Annotated in this window: 7 protein-coding genes; 2 read left to right on the top strand and 5 right to left on the bottom strand. The window is 42.4% G+C overall.

Annotated elements, in window-relative coordinates:
- A partial coding sequence (locus C7Y66_RS32465; RefSeq protein ID WP_233222669.1) for a hypothetical protein occupies window positions 1-181 on the bottom strand: 181 nt, incomplete at its 3' end.
- A 1,265-nt stretch (window positions 182-1,446) separates the two neighbouring features.
- Here C7Y66_RS32465 and C7Y66_RS13250 point away from each other — a divergent pair.
- Window positions 1,447-2,607, top strand: coding sequence for a WecB/TagA/CpsF family glycosyltransferase (locus tag C7Y66_RS13250; RefSeq protein WP_233222668.1), 1,161 nt, complete (start codon window positions 1,447-1,449; stop codon window positions 2,605-2,607).
- Between the two features lie 98 nt (window positions 2,608-2,705).
- Window positions 2,706-3,671 carry a glycosyltransferase family 2 protein gene (locus tag C7Y66_RS13245; RefSeq protein WP_106545938.1) on the top strand — a complete coding sequence of 322 codons (966 nt, stop codon included), beginning with the start codon at window positions 2,706-2,708 and terminating at the stop codon, window positions 3,669-3,671.
- A gap of 92 nt (window positions 3,672-3,763) precedes the next feature.
- Here C7Y66_RS13245 and C7Y66_RS13240 read toward each other — a convergent pair whose 3' ends face one another.
- The 4 genes from C7Y66_RS13240 to C7Y66_RS13225 all read right to left on the bottom strand — a co-directional run bounded on the left by C7Y66_RS13240 (window position 3,764) and on the right by C7Y66_RS13225 (window position 9,948).
- Window positions 3,764-4,576 (bottom strand): family 16 glycosylhydrolase, encoded by an 813-nt coding sequence (locus C7Y66_RS13240; RefSeq protein WP_106545937.1) that lies wholly within the window; start codon window positions 4,574-4,576, stop codon window positions 3,764-3,766.
- 548 nt (window positions 4,577-5,124) lie between these two features.
- Complete coding sequence (locus C7Y66_RS13235) at window positions 5,125-6,183, bottom strand: glycosyltransferase family 2 protein (RefSeq protein WP_106545936.1); 1,059 nt, start codon at window positions 6,181-6,183, stop codon at window positions 5,125-5,127.
- A gap of 52 nt (window positions 6,184-6,235) precedes the next feature.
- A complete protein-coding gene (locus C7Y66_RS13230) occupies window positions 6,236-8,098 on the bottom strand; it encodes a hypothetical protein (protein WP_106545935.1) in 1,863 nt (620 codons plus the stop codon).
- Entirely contained in the window at window positions 8,080-9,948 is a 1,869-nt protein-coding gene (locus tag C7Y66_RS13225) for an asparagine synthase-related protein (protein ID WP_106545934.1), read from the bottom strand. Before C7Y66_RS13225 ends, C7Y66_RS13230 begins: the two co-directional genes overlap by 19 nt.
- Window positions 9,949-9,951: the final 3 nt, after the last annotated feature.

Genomic DNA, 9,951 nt, shown 5'->3' with positions numbered 1-9,951 from the left:
CATTGGAGTAGGCACTTGGGAAGTAAGATGAGGCGATCGCTTCAGTCGTTGACTCTTTTGTTTCATTATTCCTATATCTATCTCTAGAAATAATTTTCCAGCTCTTGAAAGTCAAGAAATTAAATATAAAGGAAATAATTGTTGCTAAGTTTCTGTGATTACGATATTTACTACTGTTCATAAATTCCTTAACCTATACAATAGTTATGTTTTCTGAATTAGGTAGGTTGCATCCTAGTTACATTAAGAGAATGCTCTATTTAAAACATTTGCTGATAAATTTTTTTTGAAAATGACAAGGAGTTCAAGATATCAGCTTTTTCTAATTCAAGTATGCAAATAGGTTGTTTGCGATCGCGTATAAAAATAGGTATAACTTACTATAAAAGTTGTATGATTTGTATTCGTTTTTGTGTGAGTTATACAAACTGAGAGAAGTTCTATAAAATCTTTTGTTATCTATTCGGTTTTGATTAAGCTTCAATCATCAACAAAGTCTAAACTTGTTTTTTACTTAATCAGTTAATGGCACAATCATAAAAATGCAATGATAAAATTTAATTATGTAAATAGGTTAACTCGTGTACAATATACGAGCTAGTGATATAGTTCTAAGAATCGCCAAAACACAATCTAACTATTATTAAGAAAAGTAGCGTTTGTCTCTTTAGCATAGTTGTCTTCAGATAATCTATATCTACGTACCTATAAACAATTATAGAAATAGCTTAAGGCATTGTTATATAGAGAACCCTTCCATTAAGCACTATTACTTCTATCAATTCAAGATTAAAGGTTACAACAATAAATCTAAATAGTATCAGTTTTTCTACACTAATACTACGTGTAGCAACATATAGTACTTCTAAATGATTTGTAGAGCGAGAGCAATTTTTTGTGAGGTTACATAAAATAAACCCTGTCACATATGGCTCTTTTTCTTCCTCCTTTGTAAGGCGGATACAGATGGTTGGGCGGGGTCAGCAACATGTATAATTTTAAATTGAGCTGGTGTAAGCTTCTAGCCTATGTAGGTACAATATTTGCCTCACTCTCATAGCAAGGCTGGGATTATAATAGCATAAATTTATCATTTTCGAGCGAACGTTAAAGCGAAGTTTTCCAAAATTAATCTAGTACTTACAAACCGCTCAGAACAAACAAAAATGCAAACAATTCATACAACTCACACATTAAGTTAGACACTTTATTGAACACAAACGCAAATAAGCTGCTGGCATACTTGAATTTAGGCAAGATGTTTACTCAAAATAGGACACCGCGATAATTCTGACTTAAAACCGAAAATAAACCAATATTGAATTAGGTAGAGTCGAGGCTTGCACCTATGAAGCCATGTAGCACACTTTATAACATCGTAGCTAAGAGTTTAGCTCTAACAAAGGAATAGCTGTGGCTTCAATTGAGTATTGCTGACAAAATCTTTTGAATCAACTATTAATTGAAATGCTCGAACAATTAAACATTCATAACCTCGAAGAGCTTCCAAACCTCAACGTGTATCTGTTGAACCGACGAGTTACCTGCATGACTGTTTCAGCTATTGTTGAAGCAATTCATACAGCGTGCTTTACAAAGAAAAAGATTGTAATCGCACATTACAACGCGCACGGGTTTAACCTCTCAATGCAACTTCCTTGGTTTTATAATTTCCTCCAAGAGGTAGAGATTGCTCACTGTGATGGCTCAGGTATTTTAAAAGCAATGTCGTATATGGGATTAGAGTTACCCATACAGTACAGAGCTTCTTATACTGACTTGATGCCATCATTATTGCAACACTGCTATCAGCATGGTTTTTCCATTTTTCTACTAGGCTCGAAGCCTCAACATCTAGAAGTAGCTCTCGACCGCTTAAGGAAACGATATCCAAGCCTCAAATTGTCTGGACATCATGGATACTTTAAGACGGACGATCCTCATCAGAATGAGACAGTTATTCGGCAAATCAACTCGGCAAAACCTGACATTTTAATAGTGGGTATGGGGATGCCACTGCAAGAAAATTGGATTCGGTTGCATCGCGACTATCTCAACGTTCATGCAATTATGTGTGGCGGAGCAATTATTGACAGACTAGCAGGTGTTGTCAGAGATTGCCCGAAATTGCTATCAAATCTTGGATTGGAGTGGTTATATCGCTTGTGCTGTGAACCTAAACGCCTTGCAGCGCGATATTTATTCGGCAATCCAGCGTTTGCATTTCAAGTTGCTTTAGCTAAGTTGTACGGCTCGCAGCTAAAAGTAGAATGTATGCGAACTACGAGATACTCTTGCTTGAAGGATCGAGGTAGCTCAAACGCATTATCAACCTGCAAGCTAGAATACGATTCTTCGGCAGAAATTTACTCAAGCACGAAGCATTTTGGTCATTGTTTGGTTGAAGCGGGATTGTTGACTCAAGCGCAAGTTGAGATTGCTCGTTCTGAGCAAAAATCAACAGGGATGAACTTAGATGAAGTTCTACTACATAAAAAATGGCTTAATCAACAAACGATTGAGTACTTCAAGGAAAAAGCGGTTTTACTCGATCGCTCTATGTCTTTAGGAGCGTCTTTACATACAAAAACGACCGCTCTTTTGTAGAAATTCAGAGATCTTGGTTCAATTAGATAGCTGGTGACTTCTCAAACCGCATCGGACATCACCAGCTCGATCGCAACATTTCATTGTAGAGTTTTTTCATGATGATTACCCCTAAAGTTAGTGTTGTAGTTCCCGCCTATAACGTTCGTTCGTACATTAAGGATGCGTTGACTTCGTTAGAGCGTCAATCTTTGCAAGAATTTGAGGTGCTTGTTGTTGATGACGGTTCTACTGACGATACGGCAGAGATTGTTAAACCATTTTGTCAACGCGACTGCCGCTTTCAGTTGCTACAAAAACAGAATGGTGGTCTCTCTTCAGCTCGCAATTATGGTGTTCGCCATGCGCGTACTGACTATATCGCTCTACTGGATGCCGATGATGTCTACAAGCCTGATAAGCTAGCAACACATATTGCTTTACTCGATAGTATTTCAGAGGTAGGAGTTGTATATAGTGCTTCGCGGGCAATTCGTGAGGATGGGCATCCAACCTTTATATACCTTAGCGGTCAACCGATTGCATCCGATCCCCTCATAGCTTTGCTTTACAAGAATTTCATCGGTCATGGCTCTAACGCAGTCTTTCGTCGTTGCTTATTTGACCAAGTAGGTGGATTTAATGAAATGTTACGCGGTCGCGGTTGCGAGGATTTAGATTTCTGGTTAAGAATTGCATCTATGCAGCACTGGAACTTCTATCGATTGCCCCAAACCTTATGCTATTATCGAGTTCGCCGCGCTGGAGTTTCATTTGATGTACGGCAAATGCAACTCTGTTACGAACACGCAATTGAGAATGCATATAGACGCTCCCCAGAACGATTGAAACCAGTTCTTTCAACGGCATATGCTTATATGTATCGCTATCTGGCTCGGTTATCTATAACATCTGGCGATACAGCACAAGCCTGCGATTTTATCGATCGCGCTCTAGCTTGCGATCGCTCAATTTTCTACCGCGATCCGCGATCGCTTCTAACTCTAGTATCTGTACGTTTAGCTCCGCTTGCCAAGTTCGTCATTAAGCAGACACTAGGTACGGCGAAATTGACAGCAAAGTAGTTTTTGAAGTCATCCCCGCCATTTGCTAATTGCAAGTGAAAACTCGCTCCAAACGAGTTTCTATTACAGGCTAAAGTCAACGCAAGCTACAATCATCGTCCTGACTTGCGTTGCCACACTCTAATATAGTCAATGAGATAGTACTTGGGAAATGTAGTGCGATCGGGAGGCATATTTTTCCAAGCAGAACCGACTGCTAAGTTGGCAACAATGTACAAGGGTTCTGCTGGAATGTTTGCAGCAACTTCATATCGCTTGCGTTCCACGCCATCTATATACCAGACGATGCGATCTGGCTCCCATTGCATGGCAAATGTATGATAGTCTGCAGAGAAATCAGGACCATTCCAATAGGTACCTGAGTTTGCCTTGCCGTTAGCTGTTTTATAGTGGATGGTCATGTAAACGCCTTGAGGATCGTGACCGAGATATTCCATAACATCAAGCTCTGGAGGCCACACATTTCTTCGCTGTGGGATGAGCCAGAATGCGGGCCAAAGACCACTGCCTTTTGGCATTTTGGCTCGCATTTCTATATAGCCATATTTAAATGAATATTTGTCATGAGAGGAGACCATTCCAGCAGTGTAGTTGTAGCCATTCATACTACGCCGTTGAGCGCGTAAACGCAGTTTTCCTTTTCGAGTTATTACGTCATCTGTTTGATACCATTGAATCTCCATATCTCCGTTGAGCTTGCAGCCCGTAGTTGCCCACCAGTAGCAGGTATTCCACTTATGAGTATTGAGTGTCGTACCATTGAATTCATCATGAAATGTCATCTGCCATCCTGTTCCAGGAGGTTTGGCGATCGCGCAGCCTGGAAGTGATAATACAGATATATTAATGATGACTTGCAAAGCCAGTTTCTGCCACTTTTGCAGACAAACGCAATTTTTTATCATGACGTACTCCGATTTCAATTAGAAAATGAGAAATTGCTTTAATAGTCAAATTCAGTAACAATCGCTTTTGCAAAATGTTTATGATAAATCCGAGCGATAGAGTTATAAACCTGCAAAACTATTTCGTATAAAAATAGCGATTAATCCATTCACACCGCACATAAATATTCAATAGCAATGTGATAGTGTAGCAGTTTTCAATCTAACTTATTAGTATTTCATAATTTATTTTATATCAGCAAACATAAAATAAAAATAATGCAATATTTCATATCTTTCTAAGATAATTTTCACTGATTTATGTTTCAGCAATTTTGCTGAAGACGATCGAATATAATCTGTAGTAAGGTCAATCACCATGAAATAGATATATTAAAATTGGATACAGTATGAATACGCAAAGAAGAGGTAATGCTCTTAAAAACAGCTACTTGCTAATGCGTACATCACCCTGAATTCTGTGGTAATTAGGAAGTTTCAATAAAGAAGTTTTAATGAGCGATCGCGCTCTACAAGGCTAGCGATCGCAATCTACAAGTCTATCTTTGTCAAGACTCAGCAATGACAGCTACTGTTACCAATCTTCTAGACTGCTCTTTTTGAATTTGACGTTTTTGCCAAGTAGCTCTCATTTTTATGGCAAGAGCTTCAACTTGGCAATAGAAAGGCTGAGGTAGCAACCATAAGGAATAAGCAGCCGCTAGAGTTAGCAGTGTTCTACCTGGCTCTTCAAGTACGATATGCCAGTAACTTACCACAGCTCGATTGATAAACTCTACAGCCATTGAGCCTGTTTTCAACATCACTGCTCTATGCGCTAGATACCTGAAATTGAAAGCTCTAGCTGGCTTTTCCCAGCGAGCGATTTGTTCTGGAGCATAAGAGCGTGCTTTTTCCATCACTTGTTCCCACGATCGCAACTGCTCGCGCAAATCAGTTGAGAGGCTTTCTAGATTGACTCGATATAGGGTTAGAGCATCAGGGATACCTTGAAATTGCCAATTCGTGGCGACAGTAATCCGCAGCCAGCACTCAAAATCTTCCGAGCGGCGGAAGCGTTCGTCAAAATAAAAATCTTCTTCAGTACCGTAAAGATTGTCTCGGAAACGAAGAGCTTCAAATACTTTTCGGCGAATCACAACTGTCGAACCGTTACCAACAGGATTTCGGCAAAGCATACGACGGAAAGTCATTTCTCCCTCAATTTCAGTCAAAAGATATAAACCTAAAGGTTTGCCTTGCTGGTCGATAAAAGCAGAGCGGCTAAAACTTACCCCCACATTTGGCGAATTGTCTAAATGAGCAACGTGTTTCTCTAGCTTTTCCGGTAACCAGAGATCGTCGCTATCTAAAAAAGCTAAATATTCACCTTGAGCATAACGAATACCAGTATTTCTAGCTCCGGCTAAGCCGCGATTCTGCTGGTGAATGAATTTAATTCTTGGGTCGGTGAATTGCTGACAAATTGTCATGCTGCGATCGGTAGAACCGTCATCAATTACAATTAACTCAAAGTATGGATAAGTCTGTGCTAATACAGAATTAACCGCTTCAGTTACGTATTGCTCGACATTGTATACAGGTAGAATGACGGAAACTTTTTTCATACTGAGTTTATGCATTGTAAATGTTAAGATTTGTATGTAAACGCTTCTGCTGTTAATACCGACGCACTGCCCAATAGTTCAATAAAGTTAGAATACGGAACAAAGCGTAGGGTGAATTAATATGGATTGTTCCTTTTTTATGTGGTGTTGGTGGGTTAGCCCAATTTGAAAGTGGCACGCTCCAAGGATCGCTACCCCAAAGAACAGAGATTAACTGTCGTTCTTTCGCTGGCGTACTTTCCCACATTTCGCGTAAAGTATTACTGTGAGTGACATACCAACCTAAGTTGGGCCAAGAACCATCTGTAGCGGGACCCCGGTCTCGATTTCTAGAGGTTGATTGGCATCTTCGCCATACTCGACTTTTAGCTCGAATCAATAGCTTTTCTACATGAGAAGCATTCGGTCGCCAACCGAAGTTAGCATCTGTAATTCTATCGCCACAAATCCGAGCTACTACCAATCCCCACAATTTAGTATTCAACTTCCATCGAGCAGGTATGCGGCTGTAGCAATCTGCAATTGCTCGATCTGCCATAAAAACATCGAAAGGAAATATCCGAAACATCAAACTATCGACTGTAGCTGCTTGATAACATCCTGGTCGGATACGTTTATCTTCTACTAACAGTCGGTCTTTGTCAGAAATTAAATCTAATGGTGTATCGCCAAACCATTCCTTCAAGCGTTGCTCGATCTCCATAGAAAATTCTGGTGGTGACTTTCGCTGAGGATACTCTGCCAAGAATCCATTGATGCGCCGATTATCAAACTTGAAAATTGGAATGCGATCTCTAAAAAACTGATGAAGACTTCTTTCTAAGGCATCTCCCTTCAACACCATATCTACCGGACAAGCTGTTAGTACGGTGCGAACACCCATTTGCTGAATCAAGTCACGGGTTCCCAGAAAATGATTATCTTCAGCCGACCACATTGCTCCAGACAGACGTACACCTTGGCGCATCCATCTAGGATAATAGTCATCATCTCTAGCAAAACCGACGTATTTGACTCCTGCTGCTTCACAGAGTTGTTGAGCTAGGTTAGCTTCCTGATTGGGTGTGTCGTAGAGATTTACGCCATATATACAGGATCTATCAGCAGCAGAGAAGAGAACTAGGCGTGAATCCAAGCCGCCACTAGTGTAGCTGACAATAGGACCAAGGCGGGGAAGGGTACGGATGCGAATGGCGTGACGAACAGCATTTGAGAGTTGTTCGACAGCTGTTTGTAGATCTGGAAACCAGCCATATTGAAAGGGCTGCCAGTATTGACGCTGACGACAAGTACGCTCTGGCAGCTGCCAACACCAATGAGTAGCAGCTCTAGCGTATTCGATCTCGTTGTAGTAAGTGTGGGGAGGGGTGGCTTGCCATTCCCGTAAAAACTCCGCCATCGAGACGTAATCGGCAGTTGTCTGCACGGCGCGATCGTCAGCTATAGCATCGGCAAAAGTCGAGATGACACAACCTTCTACAACCTGGGGGCGATACAAAAACACGGGATGGAAGCCAAAATGATCTGTCAACAGGTGCAGTTGTTGTTGTCTGGGATCCCAAATTAACATTGCTGCGGCACCGTTGTGTCGTTCGACCGCCGCTATCCCACCAGACAAATAGCGTTCGAGAATCAGACGATTGCTCAAACCACCCTTGTACTGATGCATGGTTTCTGCTCTTTGCCAATCTGGTTCATCCCAAGCGACTCTGCCTGAGGTGATAACGCGAACTCCGGTTTGCGGGTCACACGCCGGACCAAATAGAGATGGGTCGTCGTGGCTGACCCAAGCCACTGCCATTTCCGGCTCGCGCACAATCTGCGTGTATTCATCTGTAAAGAAGGTTAGACGCTCTGCCGCTTTGTTGATGCGTCTTTGTTCTACATTCCCTACAACTACATACAGTCCTGCCATGCCATTTCCTCACAGTACTTTGTTTCGTAGCGAACAGACCAATAGTTGAGTAGGGTTACTATGCGAAAGAAATCATAGGGAGATTTTGCCCACTGCTCCAAAGGCACTTGCCATGGATTACTTCCCCACAAATCTGTCATTAATTGGCGATCGCCTAAAGGAGTGGTTTCCCACATTTGCCGCAGTGTAGAACTGTGGCAAATATACCAACCTAAGTTGGGCCAAGAACCATCTGTGGCAGGACCTTGATTGTTTATCTTAGGCGTTAATCCCAGTCGTCGTTGCATTCCACTTCTAGCACGAACCAGAAGTTTTTCTACATGAGAAGCATTCGGTCGCCAGCCATAACTGGTAGTCACGTTAGCAGAACTACAAATCCGAGCTACCACCGTTCCCCACAATTTAGTATTCAATTTCCACTGAGCAGGTATGCGACTGTAGCAGTCAGCAATTGCTCGATCCGCGAGGAAAGTATCATAAGGAAAAATGCGGAACATCACTTGACCGGAAAGTGCCGAAACATAGCATACTGGACGAGATCTTTTGTCTTCAACTCTGAGTCGATCCTCGTCAGAAGTGAGAATGGACGGCGTACCTTCAAACCACTCTCTAAAACGCCCGTCAATCTGTTGATTGAATTTAGTAGGTGAGGATGGTTGTTGATATTCAGGGTAAGGTAAAAAGCTGTTGGTTCGGCTGTTTTTATACTTGAAAATCGGTAAAGTTCGTCCCATCAAGCGCCTATGCTCTTTGTCGAGGGTATAGCCTTTAAATAGTAGGTCAGTTGCGCAGGCTGACATAACAGTGCGAGTGCCGATTTGTTGAATGAGATCGCGAGTTCCCAGAAAATGATTATCCTCCGCCGACCACATTGCACCAGAGAGGCGAACGCCTTGGCGCATCCATCTTGGATAATAATCATCATCTCTGGCAAAACCAACGTATTTGACCCCGGCTGCGTCACACAGTTGTTGAGCTAAGTTAGCTTCCTGATTGACTGCATCGTAGAGATTGACACCATGCACGCAGGACTTGTCAGCAGCAGAAAAAAGGAGAACTCGCGAGTCTAGACCACCACTCGTATAGATTGTTACAGGGGCTAAACGAGGCAGAGTCCGAATCCGAATCGCGTTGGTAACAGCTTCAGATAGTTCTTCTACAGCTGTTTCAAAGTTGAGTGACGGTGGATTCTGAAAAGGCTTCCAATACTCGCGGCAGTTAAACGTATGATTTGAAATGTTCCAACACCAATGACTAGCAGCTCCGGCGTATTTGATTTCATTGTAGTAAGTGTGGGGAGGGGTGGCTTGCCATTCCCGTAAAAACTCCGCCATCGAGACGTAATCGGTAGTTGTCTGCACGGCGCGATCGTCGGCTATAGCATCGGGAAATGTCGAGATGACGCAACCTTCTACAACCTGGGGGCGATACAAAAACACGGGATGGAAGCCGAAATGGTCGGTCAATAAGTGGATGCACTGCTGTCTGGGATCCCAAATTAACACTACTGCGGCACCATTGTGTCGTTCGACTGCCGCTACGCCACCAGATAAATAGCGTTCGAGAATCAGGCGATTGCTCAAGCCACCCTTATACTGATGCATGGTTTCTGCTCTTTGCCAATCTGGTTCGTCCCAAGCGACTCTGCCTGAGGTGATGACGCGAACCCCTGTTTGCGGGTCACACGCCGAACCAAATAGAGATGGGTCGTCGTGGCTGACCCAAGCCACTGCAATGCCACTCTCGTGAATTATCTGCGTGTCTTCATCGGAAAAAAAGCTGAGGCGTTGTGCCGCTTTGACAATCCGATTTCTTTCTACATTCCCTATAACTGCATATAGTCCTGCCATTAT

This window comes from Chroococcidiopsis sp. CCALA 051 (assembly GCF_003015105.1).
Taxonomy (GTDB): Bacteria; Cyanobacteriota; Cyanobacteriia; order Cyanobacteriales; family Chroococcidiopsidaceae; genus Chroococcidiopsis; species Chroococcidiopsis thermalis.
The sequence above is the reverse complement of the archived record's forward strand: the minus strand, read 5'-3'. Positions and strand labels throughout refer to the sequence as shown.